At 48.3% G+C, this 17,405-nt stretch carries 15 protein-coding genes; 12 read left to right on the top strand and 3 right to left on the bottom strand.

Going from position 1 to position 17,405, the window contains the following annotated elements:
- Positions 1–84: 84 nt before the first annotated feature.
- Entirely contained in the window at positions 85–483 is a 399-nt protein-coding gene (locus EA58_RS00840; protein WP_036747779.1) for a rhodanese-like domain-containing protein, read from the bottom strand.
- Positions 484–501: 18 nt separating this feature from the next.
- Complete coding sequence (locus EA58_RS00835; protein WP_036747778.1) at positions 502–1,278, bottom strand: sulfite exporter TauE/SafE family protein; 777 nt, start codon at positions 1,276–1,278, stop codon at positions 502–504.
- An 81-nt stretch (positions 1,279–1,359) separates the two neighbouring features.
- Between EA58_RS00835 and EA58_RS00830 the strand changes: the two genes are divergently transcribed.
- From EA58_RS00830 to EA58_RS00805, 6 genes are all read left to right on the top strand, one after another.
- The gene (locus EA58_RS00830) at positions 1,360–2,235 is read left to right on the top strand and encodes an MBL fold metallo-hydrolase (RefSeq protein ID WP_036747776.1); all 876 of its coding nucleotides are present in this window, start codon (positions 1,360–1,362) and stop codon (positions 2,233–2,235) included.
- A gap of 41 nt (positions 2,236–2,276) precedes the next feature.
- On the top strand, positions 2,277–2,699 hold the full coding sequence (locus EA58_RS00825; protein ID WP_036747774.1) for a YeeE/YedE family protein: 423 nt from the start codon (positions 2,277–2,279) through the stop codon (positions 2,697–2,699).
- Positions 2,700–2,703: 4 nt separating this feature from the next.
- Positions 2,704–3,123: a YeeE/YedE family protein gene (locus tag EA58_RS00820; RefSeq protein ID WP_036747771.1), complete on the top strand. Its 420-nt coding sequence runs from the start codon at positions 2,704–2,706 to the stop codon at positions 3,121–3,123.
- A gap of 34 nt (positions 3,124–3,157) precedes the next feature.
- Positions 3,158–3,457 carry an ArsR/SmtB family transcription factor gene (locus EA58_RS00815; RefSeq protein WP_036747768.1) on the top strand — a complete coding sequence of 100 codons (300 nt, stop codon included), beginning with the start codon at positions 3,158–3,160 and terminating at the stop codon, positions 3,455–3,457.
- A gap of 717 nt (positions 3,458–4,174) precedes the next feature.
- Positions 4,175–5,347, top strand: coding sequence for an amino acid permease (locus tag EA58_RS00810; RefSeq protein WP_036747766.1), 1,173 nt, complete (start codon positions 4,175–4,177; stop codon positions 5,345–5,347).
- Positions 5,348–5,755: 408 nt separating this feature from the next.
- On the top strand, positions 5,756–6,550 hold the full coding sequence (locus tag EA58_RS00805; RefSeq protein WP_036747764.1) for a DUF4922 domain-containing protein: 795 nt from the start codon (positions 5,756–5,758) through the stop codon (positions 6,548–6,550).
- A gap of 61 nt (positions 6,551–6,611) precedes the next feature.
- Here the strand turns inward: EA58_RS00805 and fusA are convergent, their stop codons facing one another.
- Positions 6,612–8,699 carry an elongation factor G gene (gene fusA / locus EA58_RS00800; protein WP_036747762.1) on the bottom strand — a complete coding sequence of 696 codons (2,088 nt, stop codon included), beginning with the start codon at positions 8,697–8,699 and terminating at the stop codon, positions 6,612–6,614.
- A 529-nt stretch (positions 8,700–9,228) separates the two neighbouring features.
- Here fusA and EA58_RS00795 point away from each other — a divergent pair.
- The 6 genes from EA58_RS00795 to EA58_RS00770 all read left to right on the top strand — a co-directional run bounded on the left by EA58_RS00795 (position 9,229) and on the right by EA58_RS00770 (position 17,354).
- Positions 9,229–11,055: an extracellular solute-binding protein gene (locus EA58_RS00795; RefSeq protein ID WP_036747760.1), complete on the top strand. Its 1,827-nt coding sequence runs from the start codon at positions 9,229–9,231 to the stop codon at positions 11,053–11,055.
- A gap of 26 nt (positions 11,056–11,081) precedes the next feature.
- Positions 11,082–12,179 carry a microcin C ABC transporter permease YejB gene (locus tag EA58_RS00790; RefSeq protein ID WP_036747756.1) on the top strand — a complete coding sequence of 366 codons (1,098 nt, stop codon included), beginning with the start codon at positions 11,082–11,084 and terminating at the stop codon, positions 12,177–12,179.
- Position 12,180: 1 nt separating this feature from the next.
- Positions 12,181–13,227, top strand: coding sequence for an ABC transporter permease (locus EA58_RS00785; RefSeq protein ID WP_051641814.1), 1,047 nt, complete (start codon positions 12,181–12,183; stop codon positions 13,225–13,227).
- A 15-nt stretch (positions 13,228–13,242) separates the two neighbouring features.
- Positions 13,243–14,838: an ABC transporter ATP-binding protein gene (locus EA58_RS00780; protein WP_036747753.1), complete on the top strand. Its 1,596-nt coding sequence runs from the start codon at positions 13,243–13,245 to the stop codon at positions 14,836–14,838.
- Positions 14,839–15,254: 416 nt separating this feature from the next.
- Entirely contained in the window at positions 15,255–16,802 is a 1,548-nt protein-coding gene (locus EA58_RS00775) for an alanine/glycine:cation symporter family protein (RefSeq protein ID WP_036747750.1), read from the top strand.
- A 258-nt stretch (positions 16,803–17,060) separates the two neighbouring features.
- The gene (locus EA58_RS00770; protein WP_036747747.1) at positions 17,061–17,354 is read left to right on the top strand and encodes a YciI family protein; all 294 of its coding nucleotides are present in this window, start codon (positions 17,061–17,063) and stop codon (positions 17,352–17,354) included.
- Positions 17,355–17,405: the final 51 nt, after the last annotated feature.

Here is a 17,405-nt window from a genome sequence, read left to right as displayed (position 1 = left end):
GCACCCGGAATGCAGAACCTCATGAGTGCTGTTCCACTTTAGAGGAAATCAGGAAGAAATGCGCTCCTGAGATGATTTTCCTGCTCAACGTGCTTGAAGACGGACCACAGGGAAACCGGCTTCCTGCCAGGCCTGGATCCCACCAGCCAGCGAATAGACTTGTGAGAATCCCATTCGGCGCAGTGATTCAGCAGCAAGCGCTGAACGGGCACCGGAGCGGCAATACAGGTAGACCGGTTGCTGAGCCATCACTGCTAACGGATCGAGATGATGCGCAACCGCAGGATGCTGGTCCAGCTGCATCTCCAGGACACCCCGGGACATATGCACTGCGCCCGGCAGCAGACCGCTGTCTGTCTCATGCTGTTCTCTGACGTCGATCAGAATCATGTCTTTATTCATCAAGACTGCAAGTTCATGGCAGCTGATTTCCCGGATATTTTCTTTGGCGTGTTCGGCCAGTTTTCGTCCATTAACAAGCATCGTCTGACTCCTTATCAATCAGAGGGTGAATGCAGGAAATAAAGCAGGCAGGGATTGGTACAAAATGAACCCTGCCATCAGAATCAGGAAGATTGAAAAAGCACTTTTGATTTTTTGCTGGGGTAACCGACCGGACAGGCGCTGACCCGTCAGGCTGCCTGCAATGCCAATAGCCGTCATGACCATGATGATGTGCCAGTTCAGTTGTGTCTGACTCTCAGTCAGCACTTGCTGATATTTCAGGAATCCGATGAAAGAGTTCATCACAATGATCACCAGGCTGGTGGCAACCGCAGTTCGCATGGCCAGGCCACTGAGCAGAACCAGTGCGGGGACAATCAGAAAGCCACCGCCGACTCCAACAAAGCCGGTGAGTACACCAACGAGTAACCCCTGAAAGCCGGTTAGCCAGTTTGATGGTTCTGAACGTGTCTCTGGTGCTGCTTTGGATGGTTTAAACATACGCCAGGCGGCGGCCAGCATGACTGTTGCGAAGACCGTCATCTGAACGATGCCGGTGGTAAAGCTGGCGAACCATGCGCCAAGGTATGTACCGACCATGCCGGGCAAGCCAAACAACCAAACCAGCGGCCAGTGCACCAGACGCTGTCGGATGCCAGAAAAAGAAGACACACTGCTGATCAGACCGACAATAAGCAGGGCACTGGCGATGGCTTGCTTTTCTGTCTGGCCTAGGCCATAGGCCAGTACCGGGACTGTAAGAATTGAACCCCCGGAGCCAAGGACGCCTAAACTGAGTCCGATGGCAATTGAACCCATCAAAATGGTGATCATCGTTACCTCAAAAACTTGCTAAATTAAATCGTACATGTGTAATATACGATATATAGAAAATAATGCAAAGGGAGAATAACCATGAATGCATTGATCAAAGCTTTCTATCACGAGAATACCAGCACCATAAGTTATGTCGTTTACGACAGGCAAGGTGGACATGCGGCCATTATTGATAGCGTGCTCGATTTTGCAGCAAACTCCGGCAAAGTTTGGACGGCGTTTGCAGATGAGCAGCTTGCTTTCATTAAAGAAAATGACCTGACCGTGGACTGGATTCTGGAGACACACGCCCATGCAGACCATTTATCGGCTGCGCACTATTTACGTCGGCAACTGAACAGCAAGATCGGTGTCGGAGAAGGGATTACCAAGGTACAAAAGACATTTAAGCTGGTTTTCAACATCAATGATACCGAGTTAACGGCAAATGGCGACGTGTTCGATCATTTATTTGAAGACGGAGAAACGTTTCTGATTGGTACCTTACAGGGGCAGGTGCTTGCGACTCCGGGTCACACCAATGACAGTGTGACTTATTTGATCGAAGGCAATGCCTTTGTTGGCGACACCTTGTTTATGCCTGACAGCGGCACCGCACGCTGCGATTTTCCCGGTGGTGATGCGGGCGTGTTGTATGACAGTGTGAGCCGTCTGCATCACTTACCGCCAGAGACTCAGTTGTGGATGTGTCATGACTATCAACCGGGTGGCCGTGAGCTGGCTTATGTCACGACAGTCGCAGAGAGCGCTCGCAATAACATACATATCCATGACGGGACAGACAAAGCGGCATTTATTGCGGTTCGGGAAACCCGAGATAAGACGCTGGATGTCCCCCGGCTTCTGTACCCTTCGGTTCAGGTGAATATTCGTGGGGGCCAGATGCCTGCGGCAGAAAATAACGGCAAAGCCTATATCAAGATTCCACTGTCAGTCAGTCCATCACTGAAGTGACGATTGGCCGGCATTGTTTATCAGATGAAAGAGAGGAAATCATGACGGAATTTACGCCTTGGAGTGCGTTGATTGGCGGGTTTGTACTGGGCGGTTCAGCTTTGATGCTGTTACTGCTGAATGGCCGGATTGCCGGGATATCCGGTATTGTCAGCGGTGCGATGCAGGTGAGTGATCCGAATGCAAAATGGCGTTGGATGTTTATTCTCGGGCTGATATTCGGTCCGCTGCTTGCAGGGCCATTTGGATTAGGTTTACCGGAGAACATCGATGCAAGTTGGCCTGTGATTCTTATCGGCGGCTTTCTTGTCGGAACTGGAACCCGAATTGGCTCGGGATGTACCAGTGGTCATGGCATCTGCGGTATCGGTCGGTTGTCGCCACGCTCGATCGTGGCAACACTGACCTTTATGGCTGTGGCGATTGTGGTTGTTTTTGTGGTGCGTCACCTGATTGGAGTTTAATGTTATGCAACTTTTCATCGCCTTAATTGCAGGTCTGCTGTTTGGAGCAGGTCTGACGGTTTCACAGATGGTTAATCCGGATAAAGTTCTGAACTTTTTGGATATTACCGGACAGTGGGACCCCAGTTTAATTCTCGTCATGGGCGGCGCATTAGTGGTATTCGGCCTGGGATATCAGTTTTTAGTGAAAACACGCTCCACGCCAGTATTTGGCGGCGAGTTTTTCATTCCTGTCAATAAAGTGATTGATAAGCCGCTGGTGTTAGGGGCAGTACTTTTTGGTTTGGGATGGGGACTTGTGGGTATTTGTCCAGGACCAGCTGTGGCTAATTTACTGAGTGGCAATATAAAAATCTTCGGCTTTGTTGTTGCAATGTTGGCGGGAATGCAGTTTTCTGGCACTATCGACCGTCTCATAAAATAGTTAAAAATAACATGAAGTAAATACGAGGGCGCGAATGCAAGATTATTCCAAAATGGAGTCGAATGTAGAGCAGGCCGTAGAGCTGCTGAAGGCCATGGGAAATCAGCATAGACTAATGATACTGTGCGTATTACAGGAGGAGGAACTTTCTGTTTCTCAGCTGAATGAGCGATTTCCGATACCTCAGTCCTCTTTGTCTCAGCATCTGGCCTGGCTTCGTCGGGCAGGGTTTGTGAAAACCCGCCGGGAAGCACAGACCATTTATTATCGTCTGGATAATGCAGCTGTGATAGATATTATTGCTATGCTGCACAAACACTATTGTAAAGAGTAATCGCATCACCGTTGCAAACACACAGCCTGGACAGAAAACGTCCAGGTTTTTTTTGTCTCACCACAGTTTTCAGGTCAAATTGACCTTCCTCCCACTTTTTTCAAGATCGAAATCAAAAATTTCATAAATGCAGGTTGTGGTTTGTGTGACACCTCATTAAGTTGCTACCTGACCGAACGCCTTACCTTTATCTGGTAAGAGATGAAAATTTAGGACGAGTGCTTGCTTTTTCATCAAAATGACCGAAAAACTATCGTATCAGGAGTGCGATGAATGATATTACACCTTAGATCCCTGAATCTGGCGATCATGCCGGACGGGATATCTACGTCCTCACTTTCCCGTCAGAGAGCCACAATCAGTCGCTGCGCATCCTTTTTGCCGCAATTTTCTTGTCTGCGCGCTACATTCCGTCCTTTGTTTTTGAGTCGATTGAATCTGTTTAGTCTGTTTTGATTCAAACTGATTTTCATGATGTAAAAGCATTGCGTTTTCACTGTACGAAACGATTCATCGCGAAATGATTCTTGCCTCAAGTCATGAAAGCCGAGCCAGAGAGCTGGCCTGATAGCTTTTTTGAATTTTTGTGGTCACTGACGAGCGCGTGCTTTGACAAGCACACGGCACAGTGACAAACCGGCACTGAGGGTTGCGCGGAGTCATAAAACGGAATGCCGTTGAGGGTTACTGGCATTCCAAAAAATAAAGGACACAATTTTGAATATGAAATTACTGGGGAGCTCCCTGATTATTGCTGGGACTGCATTAGGGGCAGGAATGCTCGCCATTCCAATGGTATTGGCGCAGTTTGGCGTGCTCTGGGGCTCTTTACTGATGCTACTGATCTGGGTGGGAACCACCTATGCAGCGCTTTTACTGCTTGAAGCCAGTATCAAAGCTGGGGGCGGTCTTGGCATGAATTCCATTGCCCGAAAAACCTTGGGGAAAGGTGGTCAGGTGGTCACCAATGGCCTGCTGTATGCGCTGCTTGTGTGTTTGCTGATGGCGTACATTATCGGGGCGGGTGATCTGGTGAAAAAACTGGTTGCCAGCCTGGGATTCGCGCTTACCGAGACTCAGGCACAAGTAGCCTTTACCGTCATTGCCGGTTTGGTTGTGGCAGCCGGTACTGGGGTGATTGACCGGTTGAACCGATTCCTCTTTGCCGCGATGGTGCTGATGCTGGCAATCACTTTAGTGACACTGGTACCGGGGATTAGTCTGGACAATCTGGCATCCGTGGGGAGCGATAATAAAGTGGCGTTGGTGAAAACCAGTTCCGTTCTGTTTACCAGCTTCGGTTTCATGGTTGTGATTCCGTCGCTCGTGACCTACAACCCGGAAGCGTCGCACAAACAGTTACGAAACATGGTGATCCTTGGTTCATTGATTCCACTGTTCTGTTATCTGTTCTGGCTGTACGCTGCGGTAGGGAATCTGCCATCAGAACAGCTGGTGGGTTTTGCAAATGTGTCAGAACTGATTGCTGCACTGAGTGTGAACCATGGCGGTATGCAGTTGATTCTCTCTGTATTTACCGGGCTGGCGTTGCTGACATCCTTTCTGGGTGTTGCGATGGCGCTGTTTGACCAAAATGCTGATACCTTCCGTCAAAATCGCGCGGTGACTTACGTGGTTACCTTTATTTTGCCAATGTTGGGTGCCTTGCTGGCGGCGAATCGGTTCCTGTCGGTTCTGAGTTATGCTGGGATTATTCTGGTGTTCCTGGCGATATTTGTGCCGATGGCTATGACAATCAAAGTCAGACAGCATGGAAACCAGTCAGGTGAGCGTGGCAATACCGAGGTGTATCAGGCTGGTGGCGGTGTGATGGCGCTGGGGCTAAGTTTTCTGTTTGGCTGCTTCCTGCTGATGGCAGAGCTGATTTAAAAGCATCTGGCATTTCAGGACGGGACAGAGAGTGGTAAAAAGGCGCTTCCAATGGAAGCGCCTTTTTTATCTGTTGCAATATCGACAATACGATATTGTTTTGAGGATGCTAAAGATCTGTTTGACCGAACAAGACCGATATCGTCGGAGTCGTATCAGGTTTGACCGAACGCTGAAACAACCAAGCTGCAGGAGTAGTGATCTGTAGACACAGATAAGCAGTTGTAAGTGACGTATCCTCAAAAAGATGCGGGAATCTTACCGACTTTCCTGATCAGCGGCTAGGTGTGGGCGTGTTTTCGTATTTGGACAAAATAGTTCAAACCGTAAATATTTTTGTACACCCTTTTCTGTTATGACACACAAGCAAAGTTGGAGTATCTTGGTAAAAAAATAAGGGATTCGGATATGAACTGGAAACTCGCTGAGCAGGTGGCTAAAAAGGCATTGGCAGATGGAAGCCTGATGCCAATAACGACGGAAGCGGAAACGATTTCGGAGCAAGGTGTCGATTATCTAGGTCATGTGGTCACAGAGAATGCAGGTAAAAAGCTTCAGGGATTGATGTCCAAGCCCACAGAAAACCCTTTCCTGCCTTATGAAAAATCAATGTATGTGTGTGAAGCGGGGGAGCACCATGTGTGCTTGCTGAACAAATTCCCTGTGATCTCACCCCATTTATTAATTTGCTCGAAAGCATTTGTTCCACAGGAATCGCCGTTAAGCTGGGAAGACTGGCACGCCTGGTTAGGCGGCTTTACGCATCCCGATGTCTTCGGGTTTTATAACAGTGGTCCGTTAGCCGGTGCCAGCCAGCCACATCGTCACCTGCAATTGGTCCGCAGTGATATCCCGCTGGAGAAAGTCATTGCCGGGGGGAAGCTCCCTTTCAAGCACTGTCTGTATCTGGTTGAAGCGATGACGACAGATGAATTGTATGAAGCCTATTTGCAAGGGATGCGTCGCTTGTCGCTGATTGAAGCCGGTGGTGAAGTCTGTAAGCCGCATAATATTCTGCTGACTGAGCGGTGGTTGCTCATTTTGCCGCGCTCGGCAAATAATATTGAAGGCTTGTTTGCGAATGGCATGAATTACAGCGGTCGTTTTCTGGTGAAGCGGCCTGAGCAGCTTGTTTGGTTGCAGCAATATGGTTTGATGCGTTTTCTGTTGGAATGCAGTGAGTCATCCGCAATAAATAATTGATACAAATAAAAAGAACCCCAGCCGAAACTGGGGTTCTTTATACGTCCGTTAAGAAATAAAATTATTTCTTCGCGTTACGCTCTTTTACTTCTGCAATCACTGCTTCAGCAACGTTTGCTGGGCAAGCAGAGTAGTGGGAGAACTCCATAGAGAACTGACCACGACCAGAAGTCATTGTACGCAGGTGACCGATGTAGCCGAACATTTCAGACAGAGGTACGTCTGCCTTGATACGTACGCCAGTAGTACCAGCTTCCTGGTTCTTGATCATACCGCGACGACGGTTCAGGTCACCAATAACATCACCTACGTGATCTTCTGGGGTGAATACGTCAACGTGCATGATTGGTTCCAGCAGCTGAGCGCCTGCTTTCGGCATAGACTGACGGAATGCACCTTTCGCAGCGATTTCGAACGCAACAGCAGAGGAGTCAACTGCGTGGAAACCACCGTCGAACAGCTCAACTTCAACGTCCAGCACTGGGAAGCCAGCCAGAACACCGGTACCCATCATACCAGCGAAGCCTTTTTCGATTGCAGGCCAGAATTCCTTAGGAACGTTACCACCAACAACAGATGAGGTGAACTTGAAGCCAGAGTTTGGCTCCCCTGGACGGATGCGGTAGTCGATCTTACCGAACTGACCAGAACCACCAGACTGTTTCTTATGCGTGTAGCTGTCTTCAACCGCTTGAGTGATGGTTTCACGGTAAGCAACCTGTGGCTGACCAACGATCAGTTCTACGCCGTAAGTACGCTTCAGGATATCAACTTTGATGTCCAGGTGAAGTTCACCCATACCTTTCAGGATGGTTTCGCCAGAATCTTCGTCAGTCTCAACCTGGAAAGATGGATCTTCTGCAACCATCTTACCGATAGCGATACCCATTTTCTCAGAACCGCCTTTATCTTTAGGAGATACTGCGATTGAGATAACTGGTTCTGGGAAGATCATTGGTTCCAGAGTACATTCGTGTTTCGGATCACACAGAGTGTGACCAGTCTGAACGTTCTTCATACCAACAACAGCGATGATGTCACCCGCTTGTGCTTCAGACAGTTCGTTACGCTCATCAGCCTGCATTTCAACCATACGGCCGATACGCTCTGTTTTACCAGTGGCGCTGTTCAGAATGGTATCACCTTTCTTCATGCGGCCAGAGTAAATACGGATGAAGGTCAGGGCGCCGAAACGGTCGTCCATGATCTTAAACGCCAGTGCGCGCAGTGGCTCGTCAGCAGATACAGTTGCAACTGCACCAGTTGGTTCACCTGTTTCTGGATCGGTCAGCGGCTGAGGATCAACTTCTGTTGGGCTTGGCAGGTAGTCAACAACTGCGTCCAGAACCAGCTGAACACCTTTGTTTTTGAATGCAGAACCACAGTAAGTTGGGAAGAAGGCCAGGTCACGTGTACCTTTACGGATACAACGCTTCAGGTCTTCGATAGAAGGCTCTTCACCTTCCATGTATGCTTCCATCAGATCGTCATCTTGCTCTACAGCAGTTTCGATCAGCTCTTCACGGTAAGCTTCAACGTCATCAACCATATCCGCTGGGATATCTTTGATTTCGTAGTTTTCTGGCAGACCAGAATCATCCCAAACGAAGGCTTTACGAGACAGCAGGTCTACAACACCTACGAAATCGTCTTCACGGCCGATAGGAAGAGTCATGACCAGTGGCGTTGCACCCAGTACGTTTTTCACCTGGTCTACAACGTTGAAGAAATCTGCACCCATACGGTCCAGTTTGTTGACGAAGATCAGACGAGATACTTCTGATTCGTTCGCGTAACGCCAGTTGGTTTCAGACTGAGGCTCAACACCACCAGAACCACAGAATACACCGATACCACCGTCCAGTACTTTCAGAGAACGATAAACTTCAACGGTGAAGTCAACGTGTCCCGGAGTATCGATAACGTTCAGACGGTGATCATTCCAGAAACAACTTACCGCTGCCGACTGGATAGTAATACCACGTTCAGCTTCCTGTTCCATGAAGTCAGTCGTTGATTCACCATCATGAACCTCACCGGTCTTATGGATTTGACCAGTCAGCTTCAGGATACGTTCAGTGGTCGTGGTTTTACCCGCATCTACGTGCGCGAAAATACCAATGTTTCTGTATTTAGATAGATCTGCCATTGTTTTTCTCTATATGAACAATTGTTGTCACATGTCAGGGTGGGGAGTATAGCACTACTTCCGAGTATCAGAACATAGATCTGAGTAATTTAATGATTATTCGCTGGCTTTTAACCCGCTGATCTTGGTCAGAAGCGGATGATTGCTCAAGAAAAACGCAAAAATTGACACGAATATGAGGTGATCTGATGCATTGCGGCGCGGTATACATCTCTCTTCTCAATTTATTCGCTCGAAGTGCAGTTTTGATTGCTTTCGTTCCCAGGATCAGATTGCTTGATCAGAGAGGGATTCTTGTCCTGAGCTGACACCGATACTGAGGTGGTGAGCCGGACTGATTTGCAGAACGGGGAGGTAAATCCTAAAAATAACTTTGATGATATGCCCAGTGATTCACGCTGGCTATTTTCTTATGGTGTATATTTGTGGTACATGTCGGCTAGATGTTATTGACCATTCATACAATAATGAAAATAAAACGATTTTCCTGAATGGTGAAAAATTGTGGTTGAGGTGTTTTGGAGGGGATATGAAGAACCGATTCAAACGTGGCTTGCCATTGCTGGCCGGCTTGTTGTTGGGGAGTGCGAACAGCTTCGCAGTCGAGGTGATTGAGAGCGCCAGTTTAGTCGGCTTCGGGACAGCGAAGTATGCGCCGGATTTTAAACATTTTGACTATGTGAATCCCAACGCGCCCAAAGGCGGCAGTATAACTTATGCTGAAGTTGGCACGTATGACAGCTTTAATCGCTATGCATCCCGGGGAGTCTCTGTAGCGGGGGCTGACGAAATCTATGACACACTGTTTGCCCCAGCCAACGATGAAATCGACAGTTATTACCCGCTTATTGCCCAGAAAGCCCGTTACGCAGATGATTTTTCCTGGATGGAAATTGATGTGAATCCAAAGGCCCGTTTTCACGATGGGCAGTCGATTACCGCGAAAGATGTGGCTTTTACATTCGACAAATTTATGAAAGAAGGTGTGCCGCAGTTTCGTGTCTTTTATAAAGACGTGAAATCGGTGACTGCGATTTCTCCCCTGACTGTTCGCATAGAAATGTCAGTGCCCAATCGGGAAAAATTGTTCTCATTGGTTGAGGGCATGAATGTATTGCCAGCGCATTTCTGGAAAGACAAAAAACTCAGCGAGCCTTTAACAGAGCCACCGATTGGCAGCAGTGCTTATAAAATTACCAGTTATCAGGCCGGGCAGAGTGTGACTTACTCCCGAGTGAAAGATTACTGGGCGGCCGATTTGCCCGTGAATGTCGGGCGTCATAATTTCGATACGATCCGGTATGACTATTACCGGGATGACACGGTCACGCTGGAAGCTTTTAAAGCGGGTGAGTATGACTTCCGGCAGGAAAATGTCGCGAAGTTCTGGGCCACGCTTTATGAGGGAACCAACTTCGAGAACGGTTACATCAAGAAAGAAGAAATCCCGCACGAGATTCCTCAGGCGATGCAAGGGTTCGTGTTTAACACGCAGCGTCCTGTCTTTCAGGATGTCAGAGTTCGTGAAGCACTCAATTATGCAATGGACTTTGAGTGGATGAACAAAACCCTCTTTTATAATCAATACACGCGTCCCCGGAGCTACTTCCAGAATACGCCTTATGAAGCCAAAGGATTACCCACCCAAGCGGAATTAAAATATCTGGCGCCCTTAAAAGAGCAGATCCCACCACGTGTTTTCACGGAAACCTATCAGCCACCGGTGACAGATGGCTCTGGCCGTATTCGTCAGCAGGCCCGCAAAGCCTTTGCATTGCTCAAAGAAGCGGGCTGGGCATTGAAAGATCAGGTGATGACAAATGTGAAAACCGGTGAGCCGCTGGCGTTTGAGCTGCTGATTTACAGCCCGACCACGGAACGGATCGCAATTCCATTACAGAAGAACCTGAAACAGTTGGGCATCGACATGAAAATCCGGACGGTCGATACCACGCAGTACATTAAACGGCTTCGTGATCGTGATTTTGATATGGTGTCCTCCGGTTACAGTGCAAATCCATACCCCACGCAAAACTTACTCATTGTCTGGAACAGCAAATATCTGGACTCCACTTATAACACTGCCGGCGTGCAGGATCCGGCCATTGACTCACTGACGGAACAAATTGCTGCCCATCAGCAAGATCCGGAAGCCTTGGCAGCGCTTGGCCCTGCGCTGGACCGAGTATTGCAGTGGAACTTTTTTGTGATTCCGCAGTGGTATCTGAGCACATTCCGCATTGCGACCTGGGATAAGTTTGACCGTCCAGCGGTCAGGCCCAAATATGCATTGGGTGTCGATACCTGGTGGGTGGATACAGCCAAGGCAGCCAAACTGCCGGAAAAACGTCGTTAATCATCGGTTGAGAGCAGGTAAGCAGTATGACGGCATATATTATCCGGCGGCTTTTGCTGGTGATACCAACACTCTGGGCCATTATCACCATTAACTTCTTTGTCATTCAGATTGCGCCAGGCGGACCGGTAGAGCAGGCCGTGGCGCAACTGGAAGGTCATCGTTCCGGCATTATGGAGCGATTTACAGGGGGCGGGCAGGAAGTAAAGTCCACGGAGAGCACTCAGCAAAACGGGAATGGCAGTAGTGGCTATCGCGGTTCACGCGGACTTGACCCTGAAGTGGTTGCTGAGATCAGAAAGCAATTTGGTTTTGATAAGCCTATGTGGGAGCGTTATGTCGACATGCTGACAAATTACGCCACCTTTAATTTCGGAGAAAGCCTGTTCCGTGGCGGCAACGTGATTGACTTAATTATCGAACGCCTGCCTGTTTCGATTTCACTGGGGCTGTGGAGCACGCTCATCATTTACTTTGTTTCCATCCCACTCGGGATTGCGAAAGCGGTGAATCATGGCACCCGTTTTGATATCTGGAGCAGTGCACTGGTGATTACCGGCTATGCAATTCCCGGTTTTCTGTTTGCTATTGTGCTGATTATCTTCTTTGCCAGCGGCAATTATTTTAGCTGGTTTCCTTTACGGGGACTTTTTTCTGCAGATTTTGATCAGCTCACCTGGTATCAGCAAATCGGGGATTATTTCTGGCATTTGACCCTGCCGATTATTGCCATGGTCATTGGTGGTTTTGCCACGCTGACCATGCTGACCAAAAATTCATTTCTGGATGAAATCAACAAACAGTATGTGGTGACGGCAAGGGCGAAAGGGTTAGATGATCACAGCATTTTATATAAGCATGTATTCCGGAATGCCATGCTGATTATTATTGCGGGTTTTCCCAGCGCCTTCATCAGTATCTTTTTTACTGGCTCGATGTTAATTGAAGTGATGTTCTCACTGGAAGGGATCGGCTTGCTGGGATTTGAATCAACCATTCAGCGTGATTATCCGATTGTATTCAGCACACTCTATATCATGACCCTGTTGGGTCTGGTCATGAATATCATTTCTGACCTGACTTACACCCTGGTCGACCCACGTATTGATTTCGAGGCCAGGTAGTATGAAGTTTCTCAAATTATCTTCGATGTTTTCACTGAACCCACTCACCCGGGAGCGTTGGTCGAGATTTAAGGCGCACCGGCGGGGTTACTGGTCACTCTGGATTTTTGCGGTGTTGTTTCTGATCAGTTTATTTGCAGAAGTCATCGCCAATGACAAGCCTTTGCTGATCAGCTTTAAAGGCGGCTGGTATTTCCCGATTGCCGAACAGTACGCTGAAACTGAATTTGGCGGCGAATTTGCAACGGAGGCAGACTACACCGATCCCTATGTTCAGGACTTGATCCATGCAGACGGTTATATGATCTGGCCTGTGATTCGGTTCCACTATGACACGATTAATTACAACTTATCTGGCCCTGCGCCTTCAGCGCCTGACGGAGTGAACTGGCTGGGGACGGATGATAAAGGACGCGACGTTCTGGCCCGGATTATTTATGGCTTTCGGATCTCGGTTTTATTTGGTTTTGCATTGACATTGATTTCGACCGTCGTCGGCGTGATGGTCGGTGCCGGACAGGGTTACTACGGTGGCTGGCTGGATCTGTTTGGACAGCGGTTTATTGAAATTTGGTCGGGGATGCCAACGCTGTTTCTGCTCATCATTCTCTCGAGTTTTGTTGAGCCGAATTTCTGGTGGCTGCTTGGCATTATGGTGCTGTTTAGCTGGATGGGGCTGGTGGGTGTGGTTCGCGCAGAATTTCTGCGGTGCCGGAATCTGGACTATGTCCGTGCTGCACAGGCATTAGGCGTCAATGACCAGCGGATCATGCTGCGTCATATGTTGCCGAATGCCATGGTCGCTTCTCTGACGATGATGCCATTTATTCTCAGTGGTTCAGTGACCACCCTGACTTCGCTGGATTTTCTCGGTTTTGGTTTGCCTGCCGGTTCGCCTTCACTTGGTGAGCTGCTGGCACAGGGAAAAACCAATCTTCAGGCCCCCTGGCTGGGGCTGTCTGCTTTTGTCGTGCTGTCAATTATGTTGAGTCTTCTGGTTTTCATTGGCGAAGCGGTGCGTGATGCTTTCGACCCTCATCAACAGTAGTTATCAGGAAGTGCTATGAGTGATGCATTGTTAACAATTCACAACTTGTCTGTTGGGTTTGTGAATGGCAAACCTGTTCGCCCGGTGACCGATAAAGTCAGCCTGAGTATCAAACGCGGAGAAACGCTGGCGCTGGTCGGGGAGAGCGGTTCTGGAAAATCGGTGACTGCGAATGCGATTCTCCGTTTACTGCCGAAGGCGTCAGCCCGATATCTGGAAGGAGAGATTCTTTATGATGGCCAGGACACGCTGAAGTGCAGCGAACGTCAGCTCAGAGGATTACGTGGCGGGAAAATCGGGATGATTTTCCAGGAACCCATGATGTCGCTGAATCCGCTTCATAAAATCGGCCGCCAGTTGTGTGAAACACTGGCAATACACAGGGGGATTCGCCAGCGACAGGCTGAAAAGCGTGCACTGAACTGGCTGAAAAAGGTGGGAATTCGAAACCCAGAACAACGGATGTATGCCTACCCACATGAACTGTCCGGTGGTGAGCGACAGCGTGTCATGATTGCGATGGCGTTGATCAATGAGCCGGACCTGCTCATTGCGGATGAGCCCACGACTGCACTGGATGTGTCTGTACAGGCGCAGATTTTGGAGCTGCTAAAGCAATTGCAGGCAGAAATGGGCATGGCCATGCTGTTCATTACTCATGACCTGAGCATTGTCCGAAAGATTGCAGATCGGGTTGCTGTCATGCAATTGGGGAAACTGGTGGAAACCAATACTCGGGAGATGATTTTTTCCGCACCTTCACATCCATATACACAGCGTCTGATTGCGGCTGATCCACCGGGCGAACCTGTGCCGATTCAGGGCGATCCTGATGCGCTGTTTGAAGTGGATAAGCTTCGCGTTTGGTTCCCGATCAAAGGCGGTGTGATGAAACGCGTCGTCGGACATATCAAAGCAGTGACCGATGTCAGCTTTGTCTTAAAGCGTGGTCAGAGTGTGGGGCTGGTGGGTGAAAGTGGATCAGGGAAATCGACAACGGGGATGGCCATTCTCCGGTTGCTCAATAGCGAAGGCAGTATTCGGTATGACGGTCAGGAAATCAGCGCTTTGAATCGCAAAGGGATGTTGCCATACCGGAGCCGGTTGCAAGTGGTGTTTCAGGACCCGTTTTCAGCGCTGAACCCGCGTATGTCGGTCGCACAGATTATTGGTGAAGGGCTGAAAGTGCATCAGCAGCTGTCAGAGCACGAGGAAGACGCCATGATCTGTCAGGCCATGAAAGATGTAGAGCTGGACCCGGCAACCCGGTTTCGTTATCCCAATGAGTTTTCTGGTGGCCAGCGTCAGCGGATTGCGATTGCAAGAGCGCTGGTGCTCAAGCCTGAGTTTATTTTGCTGGATGAACCCACCTCATCTCTGGACAGGACAGTACAGTTTCAGGTTCTGAACCTTCTAAAAGCGTTACAGATGAAATATGGGCTGAGCTATCTGTTTATCAGTCATGATTTGAATGTTGTGCAATCGCTTTGTCATTACACCTTGGTGCTGAAAGACGGTCATGTGGTTGAGCAAGGACCTACTCAGCGGCTGTTTCATCAGCCTGAAGCCGAGTATACGCAGCGTCTGGTTCAACTGTCATCGATGACTTAAAACAATGTATTTGATTTAAGACACTTGACTGATTTTGATGAAAAATCGAATTTTCTACAGCCACCTTCCAACAGATGATTTATGCTCATAGGATAGCTCGCTGTGCACTTATGTGCGTATGATTGGCTTTTTGGTGAGTTATTATGCTGACTTAGAGCACATTTTTGATATTTTTTCAGCGTGAAGGGGTGTGGATTGCAAGTGTAACAACAGTGAGAAGAACTTCATTTTGAAGTTTAAGTCTTTCCATGGTTGGAATCAGAACATAAAAACCTTGTTTTCCCTATAATTCGATATGATTATCTATTTTTCTGGTTTGATTGGAGGAAAAATAAACATCTTAACATTTAAGTTACAATCTGCTTATTATAGCAACGGGTTCGTAACTAATAGACTAAAAAACGAGGGAGACTCTCATGCAGTCATGGGTCGATTTTATAAACGGGATAATTTGGAGTCCTGCACTGATTTATCTTTGCTTGGGTGCCGGTTTATTCTATTCCATCACAACACGTTTCATGCAGGTTCGTCACTTTGGTGAGATGCTTCGATTGCTGTTCTCAGGTCAGAGTTCAGACAAAGGTATTTCTTCTTTCCAAGCACTGGCGGTATCACTTTCTGGCCGTGTCGGGACAGGTAACATTGCTGGTGTTGCAGCCGCAATCGGTTTTGGCGGTCCTGGTGCCGTATTCTGGATGTGGGTTGTTGCCTTCCTGGGCGCATCGACGGCTTACTATGAGTCAACGCTGGCTCAGATCTACAAAGAGGAAGATGAAGGGCAGTTCCGTGGTGGCCCAGCTTATTTCATTGAAAAAGCGATGGGACAAAAATGGTATGCATGGATCTTTGCGATTGCTACCATCATTGCATGTGGCTTGCTTCTGCCTGGTGTTCAGTCTAACAGTATCGGTAATGCAGTTGCTGCGGCCTTTGGCCCTGGTGAGATGATCGAAACCACTTTAGGTACATTCAGTTCTGCGAAGATCATTTCTGGTGCAATTGTGTGTCTGGTTCTGGCGATCATCATCTTTGGTGGTGTGAAGCGTATTGCACACTTTACTCAGATTATCGTGCCTTTCATGGCGCTGGGTTACATCGTGATGGCTTTCGTCGTTATTCTGCTGAACATTGATATGGTTCCGCATGTTTTTGCGACGATTGTTGGTGATGCCTTCACGCCCATGGCGGGTGTTGGTGCGGCGATTGGCTGGGGTGTAAAACGCGGTGTTTACTCGAACGAAGCCGGTCAGGGTACAGGCCCGCATGCTGCAGCGGCAGCTCAGGTTGATCACCCGGCACAGCAAGGTTTTGTTCAGGCGTTTTCAATCTATATCGATACACTGCTGGTTTGTAGTGCGACGGCCTTTATGATCATCATTACCGGTGCATTTAACGTGCACGGTGCTGAAGGTGCATTCCTGATTCAGAACCTGCCTGCTGATATTGCCGCGAATAGCCCGGTATTTACGCAGATGGCGATTGAAACCGCAATGCCTGGTCTGGGTAAACCATTTGTTGCCATTGCATTGTTCTTCTTCTCATTCACAACGATTCTGGCGTACTACTACATTGCGGAAACCAATGTTGCGTACATCCACCGTACCATTCATGTACCGGGCCTGATTTTTGTTCTGAAACTGGTATTGCTGGCATCTGTATTCTACGGTGCAGTAAAAACGGCAGACTTGGCCTGGGCGATGGGTGATGTCGGTGTGGGCCTGATGGCTTGGCTGAATATCATTGGTATTCTGATTATCTTCTTTATGGCGAAACCAGCTCTGAAAGCTCTGAAAGACTATGAAGCGCAGAAGAAAGCCGGTGTGACAGAATACGTATTCGATCCAGTGAAATTAGGCATCAAAGGTGCAGATTACTGGGAGGAGCGATTGAAACGTAAAGGCCAGAAAGCGCCGGATTTAGGTGAAGCCTCTTCTTCATCAGGAACTGCGAAAACGACCCCTTAAATAAAAAGACAGACAGGAAGTAATTCAAAGGCCAGCATTTGCTGGCCTTTGTGTTTTTGTTTCAGGGGGAAGCTGGTATAGCCAGTATAAGTATTCTGCAGTGCAGAGTAATATGCATTTGAGTGCGTTCGTGGTAAGGTCACTCTTTATAAACAACTTGTTACATTTATTTTGGCGATGAGGCTTCGAAGAATCTGAGCTTTTATGGCCCTGCGATTGTGATCTGCTATTGAACCAGTTACCTCAATAAGGAAGCCTATGTTCGTTGTGTCACTGACATACACTTGCTCGCTCAGTGAAATAGAAAAACACCTGCCCACCCATATCGCTTATCTGGATCAGCAATATGCTGCCGGTATTTTTCTGGCTTCAGGCAGAAAAGAACCAAGAACTGGCGGTGTCATTTTAGCGAATGCAGCCAGTCGTGCAGATTTAGAGCAAGTGTTATTGGCTGATCCTTTCCGTCAACATGGGCTTGCGACCTATGAGGTGACTGAGTTTATCCCCACCAAAACCTGTGAAGCGTTCTCTTTTCTGAAGCAATCACTGTAAATAGGAAGGCTTAAAACCGCGGCATGGTCATCCAAGATGGGCATGTGTGAT

This window comes from Photobacterium galatheae (genome assembly GCF_000695255.1).
GTDB lineage: Bacteria > Pseudomonadota > Gammaproteobacteria > Enterobacterales > Vibrionaceae > Photobacterium > Photobacterium galatheae.
The sequence above is the reverse complement of the archived record's forward strand: the minus strand, read 5'-3'. Positions and strand labels throughout refer to the sequence as shown.

Excerpts from the sequence above, each read along its gene's own strand:
- EA58_RS00805 (WP_036747764.1), top strand. The coding sequence starts at position 5,756 with ATGAACTGGAAACTCGCTGAGCAGGTGGCTAAAAAGGCATTGGCAGAT.
- EA58_RS00785 (WP_051641814.1), top strand. The coding sequence starts at position 12,181 with ATGAAGTTTCTCAAATTATCTTCGATGTTTTCACTGAACCCACTCACC.
- EA58_RS00770 (WP_036747747.1), top strand. The coding sequence starts at position 17,061 with ATGTTCGTTGTGTCACTGACATACACTTGCTCGCTCAGTGAAATAGAA.
- EA58_RS00795 (WP_036747760.1), top strand. The coding sequence starts at position 9,229 with ATGAAGAACCGATTCAAACGTGGCTTGCCATTGCTGGCCGGCTTGTTG.
- fusA (WP_036747762.1), bottom strand. The coding sequence starts at position 8,699 with ATGGCAGATCTATCTAAATACAGAAACATTGGTATTTTCGCGCACGTA.
- EA58_RS00820 (WP_036747771.1), top strand. The coding sequence starts at position 2,704 with ATGCAACTTTTCATCGCCTTAATTGCAGGTCTGCTGTTTGGAGCAGGT.
- EA58_RS00825 (WP_036747774.1), top strand. The coding sequence starts at position 2,277 with ATGACGGAATTTACGCCTTGGAGTGCGTTGATTGGCGGGTTTGTACTG.
- EA58_RS00830 (WP_036747776.1), top strand. The coding sequence starts at position 1,360 with ATGAATGCATTGATCAAAGCTTTCTATCACGAGAATACCAGCACCATA.
- EA58_RS00815 (WP_036747768.1), top strand. The coding sequence starts at position 3,158 with ATGCAAGATTATTCCAAAATGGAGTCGAATGTAGAGCAGGCCGTAGAG.
- EA58_RS00835 (WP_036747778.1), bottom strand. The coding sequence starts at position 1,278 with ATGATCACCATTTTGATGGGTTCAATTGCCATCGGACTCAGTTTAGGC.
- EA58_RS00780 (WP_036747753.1), top strand. The coding sequence starts at position 13,243 with ATGAGTGATGCATTGTTAACAATTCACAACTTGTCTGTTGGGTTTGTG.
- EA58_RS00775 (WP_036747750.1), top strand. The coding sequence starts at position 15,255 with ATGCAGTCATGGGTCGATTTTATAAACGGGATAATTTGGAGTCCTGCA.
- EA58_RS00790 (WP_036747756.1), top strand. The coding sequence starts at position 11,082 with ATGACGGCATATATTATCCGGCGGCTTTTGCTGGTGATACCAACACTC.
- EA58_RS00840 (WP_036747779.1), bottom strand. The coding sequence starts at position 483 with ATGCTTGTTAATGGACGAAAACTGGCCGAACACGCCAAAGAAAATATC.